This is a genomic window from Bifidobacterium stellenboschense, assembly GCF_000741785.1.
Lineage (GTDB): Bacteria > Actinomycetota > Actinomycetes > Actinomycetales > Bifidobacteriaceae > Bifidobacterium > Bifidobacterium stellenboschense.
Window position 1 is genome coordinate 194,884 of record NZ_JGZP01000012.1, and the last position, 17,460, is coordinate 212,343.

At 63.2% G+C, this 17,460-nt stretch carries 23 protein-coding genes and 1 pseudogene; 16 read left to right on the forward strand and 8 right to left on the reverse strand.

Annotated features, from left to right (window positions below; translation table 11 throughout):
• The 6 genes from BSTEL_RS05640 to BSTEL_RS05665 all read right to left on the reverse strand — a co-directional run bounded on the left by BSTEL_RS05640 (position 1) and on the right by BSTEL_RS05665 (position 5,355).
• Entirely contained in the window at positions 1-1,404 is a 1,404-nt protein-coding gene (locus BSTEL_RS05640; RefSeq protein ID WP_238567633.1) for an FtsX-like permease family protein, read from the reverse strand.
• 13 nt (positions 1,405-1,417) lie between these two features.
• Positions 1,418-2,302 carry an ABC transporter ATP-binding protein gene (locus BSTEL_RS05645; RefSeq protein ID WP_338010572.1) on the reverse strand — a complete coding sequence of 295 codons (885 nt, stop codon included), beginning with the start codon at positions 2,300-2,302 and terminating at the stop codon, positions 1,418-1,420.
• A gap of 680 nt (positions 2,303-2,982) precedes the next feature.
• Positions 2,983-3,306 carry a nucleotidyltransferase family protein gene (locus BSTEL_RS05650; RefSeq protein ID WP_034528183.1) on the reverse strand — a complete coding sequence of 108 codons (324 nt, stop codon included), beginning with the start codon at positions 3,304-3,306 and terminating at the stop codon, positions 2,983-2,985.
• Between the two features lie 5 nt (positions 3,307-3,311).
• The gene (locus tag BSTEL_RS05655; RefSeq protein WP_051922875.1) at positions 3,312-3,968 is read right to left on the reverse strand and encodes a hypothetical protein; all 657 of its coding nucleotides are present in this window, start codon (positions 3,966-3,968) and stop codon (positions 3,312-3,314) included.
• The gene (locus BSTEL_RS05660; RefSeq protein WP_034528185.1) at positions 3,965-4,693 is read right to left on the reverse strand and encodes a hypothetical protein; all 729 of its coding nucleotides are present in this window, start codon (positions 4,691-4,693) and stop codon (positions 3,965-3,967) included. Before BSTEL_RS05660 ends, BSTEL_RS05655 begins: the two co-directional genes overlap by 4 nt.
• On the reverse strand, positions 4,690-5,355 hold the full coding sequence (locus BSTEL_RS05665; protein ID WP_034528187.1) for an ABC transporter ATP-binding protein: 666 nt from the start codon (positions 5,353-5,355) through the stop codon (positions 4,690-4,692). Before BSTEL_RS05665 ends, BSTEL_RS05660 begins: the two co-directional genes overlap by 4 nt.
• A gap of 446 nt (positions 5,356-5,801) precedes the next feature.
• Here BSTEL_RS05665 and BSTEL_RS05670 point away from each other — a divergent pair, with 446 nt between their 5' ends.
• The 12 genes and pseudogenes from BSTEL_RS05670 to BSTEL_RS12125 all read left to right on the forward strand — a co-directional run bounded on the left by BSTEL_RS05670 (position 5,802) and on the right by BSTEL_RS12125 (position 13,835).
• A complete protein-coding gene (locus BSTEL_RS05670) occupies positions 5,802-6,761 on the forward strand; it encodes an ATP-binding cassette domain-containing protein (protein ID WP_238567642.1) in 960 nt (319 codons plus the stop codon).
• 158 nt (positions 6,762-6,919) lie between these two features.
• A complete protein-coding gene (locus BSTEL_RS05675) occupies positions 6,920-7,852 on the forward strand; it encodes a hypothetical protein (protein ID WP_034528189.1) in 933 nt (310 codons plus the stop codon).
• Between the two features lie 20 nt (positions 7,853-7,872).
• Positions 7,873-8,304: pseudogene (locus BSTEL_RS05680) on the forward strand (pyridoxamine 5'-phosphate oxidase family protein); the annotation flags it as partial.
• 3 nt (positions 8,305-8,307) lie between these two features.
• A complete protein-coding gene (locus tag BSTEL_RS05685; protein ID WP_084686132.1) occupies positions 8,308-8,757 on the forward strand; it encodes an ASCH domain-containing protein in 450 nt (149 codons plus the stop codon).
• A gap of 137 nt (positions 8,758-8,894) precedes the next feature.
• Positions 8,895-9,545: a GNAT family N-acetyltransferase gene (locus tag BSTEL_RS05690; RefSeq protein ID WP_034528191.1), complete on the forward strand. Its 651-nt coding sequence runs from the start codon at positions 8,895-8,897 to the stop codon at positions 9,543-9,545.
• A gap of 90 nt (positions 9,546-9,635) precedes the next feature.
• On the forward strand, positions 9,636-9,896 hold the full coding sequence (locus tag BSTEL_RS05695; protein ID WP_034528193.1) for a type II toxin-antitoxin system RelB/DinJ family antitoxin: 261 nt from the start codon (positions 9,636-9,638) through the stop codon (positions 9,894-9,896).
• A complete protein-coding gene (locus BSTEL_RS05700; RefSeq protein WP_034528195.1) occupies positions 9,889-10,170 on the forward strand; it encodes a type II toxin-antitoxin system YafQ family toxin in 282 nt (93 codons plus the stop codon). The genes BSTEL_RS05695 and BSTEL_RS05700 overlap by 8 nt, the downstream gene beginning before the upstream one ends.
• A gap of 27 nt (positions 10,171-10,197) precedes the next feature.
• The gene (locus BSTEL_RS05705) at positions 10,198-10,953 is read left to right on the forward strand and encodes a response regulator transcription factor (protein WP_238567635.1); all 756 of its coding nucleotides are present in this window, start codon (positions 10,198-10,200) and stop codon (positions 10,951-10,953) included.
• On the forward strand, positions 10,932-12,176 hold the full coding sequence (locus BSTEL_RS05710; RefSeq protein ID WP_156963179.1) for a sensor histidine kinase: 1,245 nt from the start codon (positions 10,932-10,934) through the stop codon (positions 12,174-12,176). The genes BSTEL_RS05705 and BSTEL_RS05710 overlap by 22 nt, the downstream gene beginning before the upstream one ends.
• Before the next feature lie 140 nt (positions 12,177-12,316).
• Positions 12,317-13,189, forward strand: coding sequence for an EamA family transporter (locus BSTEL_RS05715; protein WP_034528201.1), 873 nt, complete (start codon positions 12,317-12,319; stop codon positions 13,187-13,189).
• A 70-nt stretch (positions 13,190-13,259) separates the two neighbouring features.
• Entirely contained in the window at positions 13,260-13,661 is a 402-nt protein-coding gene (locus tag BSTEL_RS05720; protein WP_051922876.1) for an SdpI family protein, read from the forward strand.
• 3 nt (positions 13,662-13,664) lie between these two features.
• Complete coding sequence (locus tag BSTEL_RS12125; protein ID WP_156963180.1) at positions 13,665-13,835, forward strand: hypothetical protein; 171 nt, start codon at positions 13,665-13,667, stop codon at positions 13,833-13,835.
• Positions 13,836-13,859: 24 nt separating this feature from the next.
• On the opposite strand, the gene BSTEL_RS12720 is transcribed toward BSTEL_RS12125, so the two are convergent.
• Positions 13,860-15,077: a histidine kinase gene (locus BSTEL_RS12720; RefSeq protein ID WP_051922877.1), complete on the reverse strand. Its 1,218-nt coding sequence runs from the start codon at positions 15,075-15,077 to the stop codon at positions 13,860-13,862.
• A complete protein-coding gene (locus BSTEL_RS05730; RefSeq protein WP_051922878.1) occupies positions 15,053-15,760 on the reverse strand; it encodes a response regulator in 708 nt (235 codons plus the stop codon). The genes BSTEL_RS12720 and BSTEL_RS05730 overlap by 25 nt, the downstream gene beginning before the upstream one ends.
• A gap of 167 nt (positions 15,761-15,927) precedes the next feature.
• On the opposite strand from BSTEL_RS05730, the gene BSTEL_RS05735 reads away from it, so the two are divergent.
• From BSTEL_RS05735 to BSTEL_RS05750, 4 genes are all read left to right on the forward strand, one after another.
• The gene (locus BSTEL_RS05735) at positions 15,928-16,158 is read left to right on the forward strand and encodes a hypothetical protein (protein ID WP_156963182.1); all 231 of its coding nucleotides are present in this window, start codon (positions 15,928-15,930) and stop codon (positions 16,156-16,158) included.
• 4 nt (positions 16,159-16,162) lie between these two features.
• Positions 16,163-16,504, forward strand: coding sequence for a hypothetical protein (locus BSTEL_RS05740; RefSeq protein WP_034528205.1), 342 nt, complete (start codon positions 16,163-16,165; stop codon positions 16,502-16,504).
• 129 nt (positions 16,505-16,633) lie between these two features.
• Positions 16,634-16,933, forward strand: coding sequence for a DUF2316 family protein (locus BSTEL_RS05745; protein WP_084686134.1), 300 nt, complete (start codon positions 16,634-16,636; stop codon positions 16,931-16,933).
• Positions 16,934-16,966: 33 nt separating this feature from the next.
• Positions 16,967-17,458: a GNAT family N-acetyltransferase gene (locus tag BSTEL_RS05750; RefSeq protein ID WP_034528206.1), complete on the forward strand. Its 492-nt coding sequence runs from the start codon at positions 16,967-16,969 to the stop codon at positions 17,456-17,458.
• The last annotated feature ends 2 nt before the right edge of the window (positions 17,459-17,460 follow it).

Genomic DNA, 17,460 nt, shown 5'->3' on the forward strand with positions numbered 1-17,460 from the left:
TCAACGGCTCCTGATCGCGTCTGCCACGCTACGACGCAGCGCGGGCCGGATCTGCATGTACTGGATGAGGAACAACGCCAGCCAGCAGGCCGCTCCCGCGCCGATCACACCGACCCACGGGATCTCGGCCACCGGAACGCCGACGAGCGTGATGGAGCGTGTGGCGAGCACGAGCGAGCCGACGGCGACCGGGATGAGCGCGAGGACGACCGCGCCGGCGGCCAGTTGCACGCTCTGCCACAGGATCATGCGCGTCACCCGGCGCGGCGACATGCCGATGCTGCGCAGCAGCGCCTGTTCGGCGACCATGCCACGGTTCGACAACGCGATGACGGCCAGGCTCGTGGTCAGGGACACGATGCACAGCATCGCGATCATCAGCAGCGAGTCCGTGTAGTTCAGGCTCGTCGGATGGCCGCCCAGGGCCAGTATCCGCCCGTAGGACCGCGCGCAGGTCAGCAGGGTCGCGGACAATCCCAGGGCCAGTGCGAGCGGGGCGATGGTGTTCATGCTGGACACGGTCTTCGCCTTGGCGGCGCGGGCCGCGAGCACGCCGGTCGCCGACCCGCACAGGCGGCATATGACGCGTCCCGCGTCCAGCAGGATCGGGACCAGCACGCCGGCGAGGACGTACATGCCGAACGACGCGATGATCCCGGCCCATAATGCGCCGTTGAACGTCTGGCCGGCCTCCTGGCCGAACGCTTGGGCGCGCGGCATGCCCATGCCGGAGAACGCCAATACCAATGCCACCGCCATGACGGTCAATCCGAGCGCCCAACGCGCCCAATACCGCCATCCACGCCGCCCGACCGGTACGTCCTTGCCGCGGATCGCCTCGATGGGACGGACCTTCGCCGCGCGTATCGAGGGCACGAACGCGCCCAGCATGCACGTGGCCACGCCCAACAGCAGCGAGCCAAGCCATGCCGTCGCGGACGGTGTGAACGCGGGAGGGACGAACGAGCCGAGCCCGCCGGCGAAGCTCTCTGCGGCCATCGCGTCGAACTCGGGGACCGCGAGCAGGCTGGCCGGCATCGCGATCAGCGAGCCGATCAGCGAGCCAGTGAGGCTCGCCACGCCCACGAGCATCCACATGCCCGCGCGCACCTGGCTCGGGCTGGCGCCCATGAGACGCCATTGCGCGAACGTGCCGCGGATGCGGTCAACCGTGGCCGAACCGACCACCGTCAGCGAGAAGAACGCAAGCAACGCCACCACGACATAGATCGTGACCGACACCATGGTGAACTCGGCCGGATCCAAACCCGCCAGCCGGGCGGCCGACGCGAATGACGGCGACGAGGTCCACACGAACTGGTTCATGCACACGCCCACCAGCGTGGTCACCACCGCGACCACCATGATCGTGGGCACCCAACCCGCGAGATTGTCACGGAACACGCGAAGCACATACCTACCCACGGCGAGCCTCCTGACCGTGCTGCGGCATGGCAGGCTCGAACGTGCGGCGCATGCCCTCGACGATCTGCCCGGCGGTCAGCCTGCCTGCCACGTGGGTGATCCCGCCGTCGCGCAGGAAGACCACGCGATCGGCTAGGGCGGCGGCGTCCGTGTCATGTGTGACCATGACCACGCTGGAACCCGAACCCGCCAGCTCGCGCAGCACCTGCAGCACGAGCCCGCTGTTCGCGGTGTCGAGCGCGCCGGTGGGCTCGTCGGCGAACACCACCGACGGACGCAAGAGCAGGGCCCGGCACAGGGCCACGCGCTGCTGCTCTCCACCGGACAGGGCGCTCACCACGGTCCTCGCCCTCCGGCGCAGGCCGAACCGGGACAGCAGCTGCGTGACATGCACGTAGTCGGCCTTGCGATGGGCGAGCGAGAGCGGCAGCATCACGTTCTCCTCGACCGTCAGATACGGCACGAGGTTGTACTGCTGGAACACGAAACCGATATGCCCGCGGATGAACCGCGAACGACGCTCCTCGTCCAACGCGTAGATGTCGGTGCCGCCAATGACGACCCGGCCCGAGTCGGGCCTGTCCAAACCGGACAACACGTACAACAAAGAGGTCTTGCCCGCTCCCGAAGGCCCGACGATTGCCGTCAACCCGGCACCGGGAATATCCAACGAGACATCATTGAGAATCACACTCGGACTGGAACCATCAGCGGAAGCCACACGCTTGACCAGCCCACGCGCCTGAACCGGCATCGACTTGACCGGTTGCATGCCGTCATTTCGTTGCCAATGGCTTGCCGCAATGGGCGTATTTGGATTTTGGATTGCCACGCCAGCCCCTTTCCGTAAAGGTTGATCACGCCGTTTCCGACGCATGACTCATACCCTCATGGAAAGGAGCACGGAAGTCGAGAGACAACCAAGATCTGTCATCTTAGGGTGACAAACCCCACCGATGACACTCCCGAAAAAAGAGAACCCCCAGTGCATCACGGCTCAGTCGAAGACCGTCCGGAGAGGCCCTTTGGGGGATTTCATGGAATATGATAATGATTCAGGGTTAAGTAAAGAAACGTGGGTCTTAAATCCGGGGTGAGGCTTACTGTGGGTTCGCGTGTCGTGGTGCGATTAACGGTTCGGGTGTTGATCCGGCCGGGTGCTTGACTTTTCGGGTTGACTTGTTCCATCTGCAGAGACGAATCGGCGAGAGCGAGGAAGTGCCCGGTGCGCGGCGGACCGATGGGCAGAAGGTACTCACGAAGGCCGGGCACGTCGATGGAGGTACGACGCGTGTCGGCTGAGCTTTGCTATGAATCGGGAGGATGCGCTCGTCTGGAGGAGTTTCGCTCGTTCATCGCGTGAGTCACGGGCGAGGAATCCATGGACGAGACGGTTTCTGCGTCAGGAGGGGTTTGGGTACCATTCTCAGGGACCCCGGCCAAACCAACCGTGTACGCCTCATCGTCTGGGCCGCACGGCATTTTCGGTGAGCATGATTTTTCCAAGATGCTCGATCAGCTCGTCCAGCAAAAGCGCATCACGTTCTCGATCGTGCATCACATGATCCTTGTCAAATCGTTTTTGATGGCGTCATAGAATCGTTTTCCAGACGCAGTGTGCTGCGCGTTGAACAGTAAGGTGCGCATGGACAGCAATGACACCGGAGCACCGAGAGTGGATTCCAAATCATCCTTGAGTGACAGAATCGTTCCCGCCGTGGCCCGTTGCCCTTCGTTCAGCCGATAGACGAGATCGACATCGGAAAGAGCGTTGTTGTCCCCGCGAGCAACGGAACCATAGACATACATCTCTCCCACCCCATGGTTCGGGGCGGTTTTCCGTGCGGCGTCTCGCACTTGGCCGAGGGAAAGAACACTCATATCCCTTATGATACATAGTTCCTAATCGTATTGGGAGCCTCGCGTATCACCGCCTTGAGCAGCAGCCATGCGCTTATCGCGGCGACGGCGACGCCGACCGGAATCACATAACCGGCGAATCTCGCCCCCTGCAGTGCCCATGTGGTCGGTATGACGGCGTACAGCATCGGCGCGTCTTCGAACATGCCGGAGCTCACCGTAAGCCCGGCGACGACGAAGAAGGCGACGACGTTCCATGCGACGAGGGGACTGGCCCAGAGTCGCAGGGCGAAGCATGCAAGGGAAAGAACGACGGCGGCGAACGCAAGCATCACAACGGTATGCGGTGAGAGAGGCCGCTCATTGACGGCAAATCCGATGGCGAATCCATACAGCAAAGTCAGGCAGACGTTGACCACGACGCCGAGCGACAGCGACTCCAAGGTAAAGCGAAGCAGAAGCCGATCGTGGATGCTGAAGGAACGATACGAAGAGGGCACCCTCGCATGGGAGAAGACGAGACCGGCCGTGGCTATGGGAAGCGCCATCACCATCGCCGACTGCACCACCGCGCCCGTGTTCCCGTAACGGAAGAAAAGCAGCGGGAGAAAAAGCACGGCCATGAAGGCGAGCGTCGACCAGCGAATCAGCGACACGCGCTCGATACGGATCAGGGATTTCATTTCTTATCTGCTCCTTTGCAACGGAACCAGCTCAACAGGACATAGGCGACCATGAGCGCCACAATCGGGACGACGACCATCACGGGGCCGATAGGCGATCGGCTCGCCGTTTCCGCCGGCGACATCACGGTGCCGTTCAGGTTCAACCCGACGGTTCGCAGGGCGTTCGCGACGTAGAGCGTCGCATAATCGGGAAGGTCTCCCGGCAGAAGAACCCAGACATAGCAAAGGACGCCCGAGACGATTCCGGCGATTTTGGGATCGGTGATGATCTCGATGATCGAGTAGATCAGGGAAATCGCAAGGCTCTGCAGCACGACGAAGCACAGGACGGTGGCCAGATGCGGGTGCATTCCGGTACCCGTCAGGATCATGATGGCGTCGAAGCACAAGACGCTCAGCAGGTTCACGGCGGTCAGGATCAGAGCCCGGAACATGGCCCTGAGCGAGCACGGCGTCCACGCGCAATACACGTGGCGGGGCAGGCCCCCATAGTGCGCTTTCGCGACCCTGTCATCGTATGCGAAGAGCAACGTGAGACAAATCAGCGGCTGGGTGCCGGTGAAATAGATGCAATATCCTCCGGTTATCGGGGTTCCGTTCGCCGCGCCTGAGATCCACGCACCCAGCAGGAGAGACGACACGGCTCCGAACACCGCGGCGAGGGAATACCATACGTTCCAGTAATAGGCGGCCAACGCGCGAATGGGAGAAATGGCGCTCACGACTCATGCCTCCCGTAATACAGATTCGCGAGGTTCACCCCGGTCAGATTCGCGACCTGCACGGCCCGGCCATGTCGGATCATGATGCATTCGTCCGGGACTCCCTGGATCTCATGGAGCAGATGCGTTGAGATGACGACGCAGTTCCCCTTATCTCGATAGGCGCGAAGCATTTCGGACAAGGAGGCGATGCCATCGGGGTCCAAGCCGTTCTGCGGCTCGTCAAGGAACAGGAATCTCGGATGCGGTACGAGGGCGAGGCACAGCTCCAGACGCTCCTTCATGCCCGTCGAATAGTCTTTCGCCTTCCGCCCATGCGCCGCGCGGTCGATGCCGACAGCGTCCAACGCCGTCTCCGGATTCACGTCCAGACCCCAGAACGCGGAGGCCACCTCGACGTTCCGTCTGCCGCTCAGGTAGGGAAAGAAACTGGGGTGGTCTATCGCCGCGGACATCTCGTCGATATTCGTCCCGGTGTACGTGACCTCCCCGCTCACGGGCTTGATCCGCCCGAGCAGCGTCTTCATCAGCGTGGTCTTGCCCGCGCCGTTCGCCCCGAGCAGGCAGATGATCCTGCCCGTACGTAATTGCAGGTTGATGTCGCTGACGATCGGGGAGTTCCTGTATCCGATTGAGAGATTCGTCGCCGATATAGCTGGCATGATCCACCTTCCATGAGAAGCGTCCCCGGAGGTCAAGGCCAAGGCTGTCTTGTCTCCACGGGCCGCGCGTCACACGACGCTGCCGACTGTTTGCATCCATGGTCTTCCCGGCCGCGCAGGATTTCCATCGGTCACAAGGATGAACGCGCACCTCATCCTTGAGGATGAGGTTCCGTGTCCGTTGGAGATAAGCGGGAACGCGATGCGGTTCGGTGAGGTGGGGAGACACATGGATTGACGATTCGGCGAGGCGCGTCAATCCACGGTAGGCTTGAAATCATCCGCTCGGCATCCAAGGAAGGAACGCAATGATCGAGATACAGGGGCTCACCAAATCATTCGGAAGGACACGCGGCGGAGGGACGCGCGGTACGCAGGCAGGGCGCGGCGGAACGGTACCCGGTTCGGCTGCTCGGCGTGGTGCGGCAGGCGGCGCGCGCAAAGCCATTGACCACGTCACCTTCACCGCCGAAGACGGCAAAGTCACCGGATTCCTTGGACCGAATGGAGCCGGAAAATCCACCACAATGCGCGCCGCTCTCGGCCTGATCCGCCCCGACGAAGGCAGTGCGCTCATCGACGGACGGCCCATCGGACGCATCGAGGCGCCGATGAGAGTCGTCGGAGCCGTACTCGACGCCAAATCGGCTCATCCCGGACGATCCGCCTACGCGCACCTGCGTGCGCTCGCCCTCACCAACGGCATCGGCCGCAAACGTGTCGATGAGATCATCGACATGACCGGACTCGCCGCGGTGAGGCAACGTCCCGCCGGTCAGTTCTCGCTTGGCATGAGTCAGCGTCTGTCCATCGCGGCGGCGCTCCTCGGCGACCCACACAATCTCGTCCTCGATGAACCCGTCAACGGGCTCGATCCCGAAGGCGTCAAATGGGTGCGCGAACTGTGCCGGTACTACGCTTCACAGGGGCGGGCCGTGCTGCTCAGCTCCCATCTCATGAGCGAAGTGGCCCTCACGGCCGACGATCTCGTCATCATCGGACAGGGGCGCATCCTCGAAACCACCACCGTGAACGCGTTCGTCGCCGAACATTCGCGGCATTCGATTCGCGTCGTCACCCCGGATCCGGCCAAGCTGTACGCCATCTTCGCGCATGCGGCCGGTGTGAGCGTGATGCCTGCGGCGCGTGCCGCAGGCGACCCGGAGGAAGGGCAGGCGTTCCGCATCGTCGGCGCCGACCTCAAAGCCACGGCCAACGTGTTCGCACGCGCCGGACTCGTCATCTACCAGTTCCTCGAGGAGCGCGCCTCGCTCGAGGAGGCGTACATGGCGTTGACGCATACCGCGGTCGAATACGCGTCGACGGTACCGGACGGGAGAAACGTCGCCATAGAGAATCGTCCGCAAGGGAATATGCCGAACCGTCCGCAGGAGGTGACGCGATGAGCAGGGGAGCGCACGCGTCGAAAGGACGCGGACGGCCGGGGACACGGTCGGACAGGCGAACCGTCGGACAAGCGGGACGGGACGGTGCGCGGCGCGCTCGCGCATCCACGCGGACCGGCGGCGGGCGAGTCGGTGGCGCACGACTCAACGCATGGGGCGTGTTCCGCAGCGAAATCGTCAAGGCGTTGAGCATCCGGTCCACCATCGTGCTGCTCGTCCTCAACCTCGTGTTGCTGCCGGCCGGCGCCGCGCTGTCCGCATGGTCGATGACGCTCATCGCAGGCATGGATCCCGGCACCGGCAAGGCGCTCGCGCATCCGGTGGAATTGCCCGCGAGCCTCATGTGGTCGTCGGTGGGCGGCTTCACCGTCACCTGCATGATCATTACCGGCATCCTCGGCGTCATGACCGTCACCGGCGAATACACGACCCGCACCGTGCAGATGTCGTTCGTCGCCGATCCGCATCGCGTGCTGTTCATGAACGCGAAGGCCGCCGTGGCCGCGGCATTGTCGTTCCTGTCCGCGCTGACGGGGTTGCTGCTGTCGTGGGGTGTCACGTATGCGCTGTTCGCCACATCGGCCGGTGGCATGGGGACGTTGGATGATTCCGAGCGGCTGCTGCCGTGGGTCACCGTGCTTGGCGGCGCGTGCGTGCTGGCGGTCACGGCCGTCATGGCGTTGGGTTTGGGCGGGTTGTGCCGTTCCACGGTGGGTGGCGTGTTCGCGCTCATCGGCATCGTCATGATCGCGCCTTCGGTATTGTCTCTGGTTTCGCTCGCCGGCGACCGGTTCGCGTGGATCAAGTCCGTCGCGGCGTGCCTGCCCAGTCAGGCGGCGACGACGTTCCTGACCGGTGGCGTCGATGTTACGGGCGCGACGGTCGCGCTGATGGGTGCCGCTGGTGGTGGGTCCGCGGGCGCCGGCTCGGGTTCCGGCACTGGTTCATCCGCGGCTGACGCGGTTGCCTCGGCCGCGACCTCGGGCGGCTTCGACCCGACTTGGTGGCAGTCCGGTCTGATGCTGCTCGCCTGGGCGGTGGTCCTCTATGCGATCGGTGTCCTTGTGGTGCGGCGCGCCGATGTGAAATAGGGATGCGAACCGCGATTTGCGGCCGTCTCGTCCTGTGGATGCATTCGGCCGCGCGCGGCCGCAAGATCGACGCGATCCGCGCCGCCGGCAACCGTCTGCCGGTCGCATTCTCGATGCGCACGGACTGCGGGATCGTCGCGGGACGCATGGCGTGCGGCTGGGGCGAATCGTTCAAATCGATTGTGGGCGAGGGCATCGCCTCCATCGTCGACGATCTCGACTCACGCCGACACGGGCTGCAGTCGCTGATGGCGCATCAGGCGTGCATGCCGCATGTGGAGTTCACCGATGCGCAGGTGAGAAGCGTCACGGTATGGAGAATCGAATCGGAGCGTTTCACCGCCAAAGTGAGACCCAAACCCGCCGCGGCACATAGCGGACACGGCAGGCATGGCGACGCCGCTCCCGATTCCGCCGCGGGTGGCAACGTCACCGGTGGTGTTACGGTCTGAACCATGCCGATGATCGAACACCTTGACGCCGAATCCATCGCGCGACTGCCGAAGGCGGAATTCGGCTTTCCCGGCCCGGAGCGCGACCGTCTCGTCGCGCTCATCCTCTCCGGGGCGAAGACCGCCACGGCCGCGCTGCTGATGGACTATGCGGAAGACGACGAACCGTTGCCGCACGTTGGCGGCTGTTCCACACTGGTGGATTCCGTCGATCGTCCCGTGGCCGTGTTGGAGACCACGGAGGTCGAGACCGTGCCGCTGGGAAGCGTCACCGACCGGCAGGCCATCGACGAAGGCGAGGGCGACGTCACCGTCGCGCAATGGCGTCGCACGCACGAATCCTTCTGGAATTCGGAGGAATACCGTGGCTGGTTCGCCGACCCGGATTTCGTCGTGGACGACGGCACCATGGTCGTGCTGGAGCATTTCACAGTGGCGGAGCGACTGCGGTGACCGTCGCCGATTCATGCGCGATACGGCGTGCATATGCCGGCGTGACTCGCGCGTGTGCGGTAGGGTGAACGCGTCCGACGGATCCGTATCGGATTCATGCCGGACGCATACATATGACGGGTGACGAGAGGTGCATCATGGACGGAATCGAGACCGAACGGCTGACGCTGCGACCGTGGAGGGTCGACGACGCGGCCGAGGCCGCCTCGCTGTTCCGGTACGCCTCGGACCCGGAGGTCGGGCTGCGTTGCGGATGGCCGCCGCACACCAGCGTCGAGGGCAGCATGGATGACATCAGGAATATCCTCGCCGTCGAGAACAACTGGGCCATCACCATCAAGGATGACGGGGCGACCGCGGAAACCAAGGTCGAAGCCGATGCGCCGGTGGGCAGCATCGCGCTCAAACCCGTCAGCCACTACACCGCCGACGTCGTCACGGGTAATCCGGAGCTCGAAGCCCGCTATGGCCGGTACCTGGGCGATGAGGCGCTGGAGCTCGGCTACTGGATCGGACGTCCGTTCTGGGGCAGGGGATACATGCCCGAGGCGTTGCGCGCGGTGCTCGAATACGCGTTCGGCACGTTGCGCGTGGACGCCGTATGGGGAGGCCATTACACGCAGAACCCGCAGTCCGGCCGCGTGATGTCCAAGTGCGGACTGCACGTCGTCGGCGAATCGAAGCAGGACTACTATCCGCTCATCGACCGCCGGTACGACGGCGTCTACCGCATCATCACCGCCGACGAATGGACAAGTGCGCGAAATGGCGCGCGAAATGCTCGATGAGCAAATGAAACCGACGCAATGGCTGTCTCCGTATGATATTCGAGTGTGTTACAATGTTAGTACATTGGCACGTTGTGATTGGGGTGTGTGATGACGGATACCGCGACGATCAGTTTCAGGACCGATCCGCAGGTCAAGCGGCAGGCGAAGGCCCTTTATGAATCGATGGGGTTGGATTTGTCCACTGCATTGAACATGTTCCTTCGGCAATCCATCACCGATAACGGAATGCCGTTCCGCGCGACAAGGGAGAATCCGGTCAACGCTGAGGCTCGTCGTCAAGCCGATGCACGTGAAGGGGCGACGTTCGACTCCGTGGATGCGCTGATGAAGGATCTGATGGATGCTTAGAACTGTTTTCCGCACCACGCAGTTCAAGAAGGATTTCAAGGCGGTCGTCAAGAAGCACTACGACGTTGATAAGATGCGCGCCGCCGTCAAGGTTCTGATGGTAGAGGATCGCGATTTGCTCGCGACCAAGTACCGTGATCATGCGCTGGTGAACAATTGGAAAGGCTACCGGGAGATTCATATCGAAGGCGACAGGCTCCTCATCTACCGTATCGACCGTGATGAACTCCAACTGGTGCTTACCCGCACCGGCTCGCATGACCAGCTGTACTAGTGGGAATCTGCCGCGTGCCGTTTCGGCGTGACGGAACGGCACGCGGACGTTGTAGTGTGGTGGACCATGTACGACGGGAAACGGTTCGATCTGGCGATGGTGGACAATGATCCGCTGACGCTCGGGATGATGACGCTGCTGATTCGACGGGATCTTCCCGAAGCCAAGGTGATCTGGACGTGCCGTCGCGGCCGGGACGCCGTCGCCCGTTGCCTGTCCGCCGGTTCCCGGCCGGACGTGCTGCTGGTGGACATGTCGTTGGAGGGGATGGACGGCGTCGAGGTATGTCGGCGAATCCGTGAGAAGACGACCGACGTCGCGCTGATCGGCATCACGTCGTTCTCGCTGGAGCATTACGCCGCCGACGCGTTGGCCGCGGGCGCGCAATGCGTGATGGACAAGGCGCGGGTGAAGGAGATCTGCGATGCGGCGGTCGCGTTGGCCAACGGCCGTATGCCGCAGACCCGGTACGTGTCTGATCAGACGGTCGCCCGGTCTCATGCGCCGCTCGTCGCGCACGAGGGGACCGTCGCCGATGGCGGTTCCGTCGCGGGTTCGGGTTTGGGCTCAGGCGTGTCCGCGTCCGTTGCCGTGGCGGCGTTGACGGAGCGTGAACGCGAGGTCATGCGTCTGTGCGCGCAGGGCAGGAGCTCGCGCGAGATCGGCGAACTGCTGCATGTGGGGGAGTCGTCGGTGAAGACGTATGTGATGCGCGCGGCAAGGAAACTCGGCGCGAGGAACCGGACGCAGGCGGTGGCCGAATGGCTGATGCTGCAGGACTGACAGGACTGGCCAGACGCATCCTCGATCGTGTCCGTGCCGCCGGCGTGGGGCCGGTCATGTGGTGCGTCGTGCTGTTGTCCGCCGGCTTGACGGTGTTGGAGATGGTCGAGTATCCCGCGCGGCTCGTGGCCACCACGACGCTGACGGTCATGCACATCCTGTGTCTGCTGGCGTTGCCGTTCCGCCCGTTGCCATTGAGCGTGGCGGTCGCCGTCACGTATGTGGCGTGCGCCTTCCTGCCGGATATGGGCGGGGCGAGCCTGTTCTACGGCATGTGGGTCGCGTTGGCGGCGATTGGCCGGTACGGGCGGTCGCGATGGTGGGGGCTGCTGCCGCCGTCGATCGCCGCGGTGCGTTGGATGGTCGCGGCGCGCGCCGGTATCCCGTTCGGCGATTACGTGATATTGCTGGTGTCGTTCTTCGTCGTGTACGCGTTCGGCCGTGCGATGTCGTGGAGAGCCGTAGCCGTGCAGGCGGAACGGGACCGGTTGCGCTACGAGCGGGAGCGTGACCGTCTGGAGGCCATGCGACGCGACGCGCGGGCGGCGAGTCGGATCCACGACGCGGTGACGAACGATCTCGCGTACATGGCCATGCGATTGGACTACGAACGGTCACGTGCGACGGACGACGAGCATACCGAGCTGTTCGACGAGCTGTACCGGCATACGATCGGCACGCTCGGCGAGGTGCGCACGGTCATCGACATGCTCGACGGGGATGACGGCGACGGGACCGGCGTCGAAGACGATGATGGTCGCGCCGGACAGTGCAACGACAGTGATTCCGCGGCGGCCACGTTCCCCGCACGTGTCCGCGACGTGCTGGGCCGGAACGACCGGCTTCTGGCGCGACTCGGCTTCACTGGCGATTCGACGATGATCGACGACCTGCCGGAAGACGAGTCGACGGATGCGGACGATGCCACCCGCGAACGGGAGACCGCTCTCATCGGTCTGCTTCGCGAGCTGTACACCAACATCGCCGTGCATGGCGACCCAGCCGGCGCATACCGGGTGGTCGTGCGCCGCAATGACGACGGCCTGTCCGCCGACCAGGTCAACGACATCGCCAGGCATCCGCTGCTGCCGGACAAACCGCGTTCCGGAAAAGGACTGGCCCTGCACCGCGCACGGTTCGACGCCCTCGGAGGTTCGATCGTCACCTCCGCCGAAGACGGCACCTGGATTCTGCACGCCGTCCTGCCGTCGCGTCGTCCATAGTCGACGCGGACATCTTCCGAGTCTTCGTCGGCCGTATCATGGCAGCGCGTTGGATGATAAGGATATCGGCATGATTCGCCGTGCTTCGACGGCTGATTGCGGCCGGCGCGGCGGGATGCCCGTCTTCGGAGGAGTCGAGAATGGGGAAACGTCGGATACCGCGTTCTGAACGCGGCCATGTGATGGCCGCGGCGGGCATGGTGATGATCGGTTCGTTGGGCATCCAGACAGCATCATCGCTGTCGGCCTCGTTGTTCGACGCCCTCGGGCCGATTCCGGTCAGTTCCATGCGCATGCTCGTCGCCGCGCTCGTCATGCTCGCGCTCATCCGGCCGAAGCTGGCCGGTCGGTCGAAAGACGAATGGCTGGGCATCGTGGTCTACGGGCTGACTATGGCGGCGATGAACATCTGCCTGTACTCGGCCATCGACCGCATCCCGATGGGCGTGGCCGTCACCCTGGAATTCCTCGGCCCCTGCGTGGTCGCCCTCGCCGGTTCCCACCATTGGCGCGAAGGCCTGTGCGCGGTGGTCGCGCTGGCGGGCGTGGGCTTGATCTCGTTCACGCCGGGCGGCTACTTCAACCCGGCCGGATACCTGTTCGCACTGGGGTCGGCCTTCTGCTTCGGCCTGTACACGCTGTTCGCCGACAAGGTCGGCAAGACAGGCACCGGACTGGACGGGCTCGCCCTGTCGGTCACGGTCGCCGCGCTCGCCACCCTGCCGGTATCGGTCAGCCACGTCGCGCATGCGACGCCCGCCCAATGGGGCGTCATCGCCGCGTCGGCAGTGCTGGGCGTGGCGATTCCCTACACGATGGACACGCTGTCCGGGCGCATCACGTCGGCACGCGTGGTAGGCACGTTGTTCTCCATCGACCCGGCCATGAGCGTCGTCATCGCCGCGCTGATCCTGCGCCAGACCATCACGCCCACAGCCATGCTCGGCGTCATCGTCGTCTCCGTCGCCGGCGCCCTGCTCGTATGGGCGTCCGGCGGTTCAACGGAACGATGATCGTCGCGCCGGTGACGTGAGTGCGGGAGAGCGTATCATTCGCGGGTGAACGTAGGAAAGGATTGGGAACATGCTTCTGGGATTGATTGTTATTTTCTTGTTGACGGCCCGGTGGTGCTTCTCCATGTACCGGTCCGCGAAAGACGGCCGATTGGAGCGGAACTATCAGGTCGGCATTAAAACGCGCTGGACGATCGCCTCGGATGAGACATGGGAATACGTGCACCGCAAGTATGCGTTCGTGTTTCTCGGATGCGGTGTCCTGATTGTGCTGATGACAGTGGGAGTGGCGGTCGGCATCATCGTGACCCACGACATCAATAATCTGGACATGCTCTGGTGGTGGGTACTCCTCGCCCTTGCCGTCATCCTTGTCATGTGGCTTGTCATATGCGGAGTCATCGCGAATCTCGATGCCAAAAACCATTACCTGGATGGTGTATCGGCATCAGGGAATGACCATGAGCGTTGACTTATGCACGAAGGCCGCGCTTCGGTGGTGCCATTCAAAATCGTGTTCAATAACGATGGCACGGTGCGCAGCAACACGTTCCCGTCCAAATCGTTCCCACTAGTGGAGGGCTATTTCAAGCGTTCCTATCCGTTCGTGGAGGACGCGCGTGAAGTGGATCGCGAATATGCCTGAGATCCGGCGTGAGTCATTTGGCGTCTACCGGCGTAGTCCGCTGTCCGACTTGTTCGGGATGGCGGCGTCCAGTTGCCAGTGCCCGGCTTGTGCGCGCGTCTCGAAGCTGCCGCCGACTGTTTCGATGATGGTGCGGTAACGGTCGAGTCCGCTGCCCATTCCAAGTTTCCCGTCATGTTCGGCGATGGTGTCGCTGACTGAGATGCGGATTCCGTCGTTCATATCGAAGCTGATGGAGACCGCATACCACTTGACCGTGTCGGCATGCCTGGCGATGTTCGCGTACAGTTCGGTCAGCAATCCCGTGAGCAGTCGCATCATGTCGGGGGAGAGCGGGTGACGGAGTCCGCCGAGCAGGTTGTCGCCGGTGAATCCGAGCGATTCGAGTTTCGTCTCCTCGTCGTCGATTAGCGATTGCAGCTCTGCCTGTTGCAGGGCAACGGTATCGCCGGCCGAAACCGGTGCCGGCATTCCGTTTCGCTTTTCTGACACTTCCGACTGTAGGTGCTGCGATTCACGTTCCTCGAGTGATTCGATGACCTCATGCGTATGGGTCATGGCGCGATTGGCCGCGTCGCGTAGTTCCCGGAGCTGTTGCCGGTATTCGTGTTCGCTGTTAGGCATGCCGCAGGCGTCGGCATGGTCGATGCGCAGGATGAGGTAGGCGAGGTCGTTGCTGATGGTGTCGTGCAGGTCGCGGGCCGTATCCGCTCGTTCCTGCTGGCGGCGCAACAGGTATGAGTCGTGGTCGCGTTGGTGCATCATGCGCAGCGATAATCCTGTCAACAGTGGAAAACAATAGAGCGCAAGGTTATGCAGCGAAACTACCAGCAGACGGCCGCTACCGGATGCGGCGGGAGCGAACAGCAGCATGAGCAGTAGGCCGGTGGCGATTGCACCGGACCATATATTGAGGTAGGCAAGGAACCCCGTACAGACGATACTGATGGCCAATGAAGTGACCATCAGTGTTCCCGGCAGCAACAACTCGCCGCCCACGAGCGCCGCCCACAGGAACCGATCAGGGCGGAACATGCCGCCGATCAGACCGATGAACGTCACCAGAACCAACATGAGATTCCCGACGGTCACCATCGAGGGGGAGCCTGCGGACAATCGGATCGCGTACTCCGTGAGCAGCATCACGGCCAGCACCGCGCACGTCGTCGCGATGACCGGATGGTCGTTGCCTGGACCGATCCGCTCGGCAATCCGGTTTACAGCAGATCGTATCTGGCGCATGCCTCCAGCACCTCCTTGCGGCTGGTCACACCGAGCTTGCCGGCCGCGCGATGCACGTACGTGAATACGCTGCCTTTAGCGATGCCGAGCCGTTGCGCGATTTCGTCGGTGGTGAGCCGTTTCGCGTACAGACGCAGGATGTCCTTCTCCCGCGAGGACAGCGAATCCTTCATATCCTCGGACATCCGCGCCGGAACCGTGCCGGACAATGCCGCATGTGCCGATGCTGCGTCATGGAATCCCAAGACGGCCTGTGCCACAGTCGGCTCCCCGACAGCCGCCTGCCGTACCGCTTCGGTGATGTCGGCTTTGAGCCGTTCCTTGGCAAACAACCCCTGTGCGCCGGCTTTGATCGCCTCCGCCCGGTAGACGTCCGTCGAATACGAGGTGACGCAGATGACGCCCACTTCGCTCGTTCTGCGTCGGATGCGCCGGCACACGTCCGCGCCGGTGATGCCGCCCAACGCCATATCCAACACGAGCACATCCGGTCTGGTATGCGTGTTGTGGCAGTGCTCGATCGCCACCGCCGGCGAACCCGTGCCCCACACGACGCGGAAATCCTTCGACATGGCCGAGATCATCGCGCGCATCGCGTCCAACGCGAACGGATCGTTGTCCAATACGCCGATGCGGATCGCGCCCGTCGCACCTGTCGTGTCCGGCTCGTTCCCAAGTCCCATGACGTCCACTGTACCGCCGCCAGCCTGTGGTCTTCCGGCGCGAAACGTCGGCATCGATGATGTCATGCGGTTGCTTGACGTGACGTTGCGGAGGCGATGCGCAGCGGTGTGTAATGGTAATAGCCGGATCACTATGGACAATGGCTCGAAGAAGAGAGGTGATCGCCATGAAGAAGACCACAGATAACAGGTCGGCGCGGGGACGCAATGCCAGACGGCCGGTCGTCGTACTGCTGTTCGCATCCATAGCGCTGCAGGCTCTCGCATTCGCGGTTCCTGGAGATGTCTTCCGCTTGCTCTGCCGTGCCGTTGGCGTGACGCTGCTCGTCATCGCGCTGCTTGTCGCTTTGAAGAATGTGGGATCACAAGGCGGCCCAGCAACTCCGGATATGAGGTGACGCAATGGGATCGATATTCACCATCATCGACATGCTGCCCGCATATGGGTTGTTGTGCTATCTGCTGGTCGCCATATGCATCGTCATCGCGTTCCGGGCCATGATCAGGATAGAGGGCGAGCGTCGTCGATTGCGCGTGGCGGTGGTCGCAATGCTGGCCGGTTCGGCGTTCGTCGCATTGCTTGCCTACGCGACGTATGCCATCGCGGCGCCATACGCGCAGCCGGACATGGTCGACTTCTACCGCACCTACCAGCCCGTCGTCCCGCTCTTCCTCACGGGCCTGTTCTGCGTGCAGGCCGTGTCCGGTGTCGCCGCGGCGACCGGCTGGCGGCGGGGGCGGTGAGACCGGCGGCGTTCCTGATACCGGTCTCATATCGAATGGTCCCATGCGATTCTCCGATGGGCGAACCGCATCCACGGCGGTAGACTCTATGCAGTCGACATTGCGGCATCAGCAAAGGGGGAGCACGATATGTCATTGACCACCGCACAACGTGAGGCGACCATCCGCGAATTCCGCGAGAACATGGATTTGCTCGGCTTGACCGTCGACGAGATCGGCGCCGACTTCGGGGTCGACGGCGAAACCGTCCGACGCATCATCGACCTCGAGTCAGGTGTGCTGGAATATCCGTGGATCGTACGCCGCTACCTACTCGACAAGGCCTCGGCCGCCGGCATTCGCCCGGTGCCGTTCACCGCGCTGCGTGGCGACCCGCACGACTACTGGTTCCTCGACGACCGGATCATCGACGCGAACCGGCTCGACTGACACGAAACACAACCAACGAGACGAAGGGAACCGATGACGATCCGCATAACGCCGATCGAACCACGATGGTTCGAGGAGAAGGCGCAGGTGCAGTCCCGCACATGGCGGGAACTCAACCAAGGGCGCATCCCGCAGGACATCGTGGACGCCATCACCCCGCAGTTCGCGCTGAAACTCACCCAAGCCCACGCCGAGGACCCCGGCCAGGTCACGCTGGTGGCGCTCGCGGACGATCACGTGATCGGGTTCGCGGAGCTGCTGCGCACGCCGCGGCCGCCGATCGACCGTCCTGACGCGGCGGAACTGGCTTCGCTGTACGTGCTGGAATCCTGGCACCGGCATGGTGTCGGACGCATGCTGGTCGAAGCCGGCAAACAGGCCGTCGGCAACGACCGTCTCGCGCTATGGGTGTTCAGATTCAACGACAATGCGCGCGGCTTCTACCGGCACATCGGTTTCCACGAGACCGGGCTGACCCAGACCGAGGATCTGGGCCCCGAACTCGAGATGGCCAACTACCGGTAGAA